At 71.9% G+C, this 1,866-nt stretch carries 1 pseudogene; it reads left to right on the forward strand.

The features are described from left to right. Nucleotides 1-118: 118 nt before the first annotated feature. A pseudogene (locus ACWCO3_RS34340) lies at nucleotides 119-1,810 on the forward strand (glycine dehydrogenase (aminomethyl-transferring)); the annotation flags it as partial. Nucleotides 1,811-1,866 lie beyond the last annotated feature (56 nt).

Consider the following 1,866-nt stretch of genomic DNA (forward strand, 5'->3'; position numbering starts at 1 on the left):
CGGCGGGGGCCGGCCCCCCCCGCCCCCGACGCCGCGTTTCTGATGTGCCGCGACTGGCATTTCGCCCAGGACCTCACCCAGACGACGCTGGCCAAGGTGTACGCCAACTGGAGCCGGGTCCGGCCTGGCCACCGCGAACGCCTCCATGCTCGACGAGGGCACCGCGGCGGCGGAGGCGATGACCCTGGCCCGGCGGGCCTCCAAGAGCAAGAGCCCGGTGTACGTGGTCGACGCCGACGCGTTGCCGCAGACCATCGCGGTCATCACCAGCCGGGCGCAGCCGCTCGGCATCGACGTGCGGGTCGTCGACGTCGATGCCGACGAGTTGCCGGCGGAGTTCTTCGGGCTGCACCTGCAGTACCCGGGGGCGTCCGGGGCGGTCCGCGACCAGGCGAGGCTCGTCGAGGCCGCGCACACCGTCGGGGCGCTGGTCACCGTCGCCGCGGACCTGCTGGCGTTGACGCTGCTGCGGGCGCCGGGAGAGATCGGGGCGGACATCGCCGCCGGCACCACCCAGCGGTTCGGCGTACCCATGGGATTCGGCGGGCCGCACGCCGGTTACCTGGCGGTGCGCTCGGGCCTGGAGCGGATGCTGCCCGGGCGTCTCGTCGGGGTGTCCCGCGACGCGGACGGCAACCCGGCCTACCGGTTGGCGTTGCAGACCCGGGAGCAGCACATCCGGCGGGAGAAGGCGACCAGCAACATCTGCACCGCGCAGGTGCTCCTCGCGGTGATGGCCGGCATGTACGCCGTCTACCACGGCCCGGACGGGTTGCGGGACATCGCGTCGCGTACCCATGACATGGCGGCGCGTCTCGCGGCCGGGCTGCGTGCCGGTGGCGTCGACGTCGCGGACGTCGCGTTCTTCGACACCGTCACCGCCCGGGTGCCGGGCGGCGCGGCGGCTGTCGTCGCGGCGGCCGCGCAGCGGGGCGTGAACCTGCGGCTGGTCGACGCCGACCGGGTGGGCGTGTCCTGCGACGAGACGACCACCCTCGCGCACCTGACGCAGGTGTGGGAGGCGTTCGGGGTGCCCGCGTTCGACGGGGCCGTGGACGTGGCCCTGCCGGTCGACCTTCGTCGCACCACCGACTTCCTGACCCACCCGGTGTTCCGCAGCCACCACTCGGAGACGGCGATGCTGCGCTACCTGCGGCGGCTGTCGGACTTCGACTACGCCCTGGACCGGGGCATGATCCCCCTCGGGTCGTGCACGATGAAGCTGAACGCGACCACCGAGATGGAGCCGGTGAGCTGGGCGGAGTTCGCGCACATCCACCCGTTCGCGCCGGACGACCAGACCGTCGGGTACCGGGAGATGATCGGCCAGTTGGAGTCGTGGCTGGCCGAGGTGACCGGTTACGACGCGGTCAGCGTGCAGCCCAACGCGGGTTCGCAGGGGGAGTTGGCCGGCCTGTTGGCGATCCGGTCCTACCACGCCTCGCGGGGTGAGACGCACCGCGACGTGTGCCTGATCCCCTCGTCGGCGCACGGCACGAACGCGGCGTCGGCGGTGATGGCCGGCATGCGGGTCGTCGTGGTGGCCTGCGACGACGACGGCAACGTCGACCTGGTCGACCTGGACGCGAAGATCGACAAGCACCGGGACGCGCTCGCCGCGATCATGGTGACGTACCCGTCGACGCACGGCGTGTACGAGACGGGCATCGCGTCGCTGTGCGCGAAGGTCCACGACGCCGGCGGGCAGGTGTACGTCGACGGGGCGAACCTCAACGCCCTGGTCGGGTTCGCGAAGCCGGGCAAGTTCGGGGCGGACGTGTCGCACCTGAACCTGCACAAGACGTTCTGCACTTTTCCTTGCGCTTGCGGTGCTTGAGGACGCCGGCCGCCTCCTCGATGAACGCC

The sequence above is a fragment of the Micromonospora sp. NPDC002411 genome (assembly GCF_053592955.1).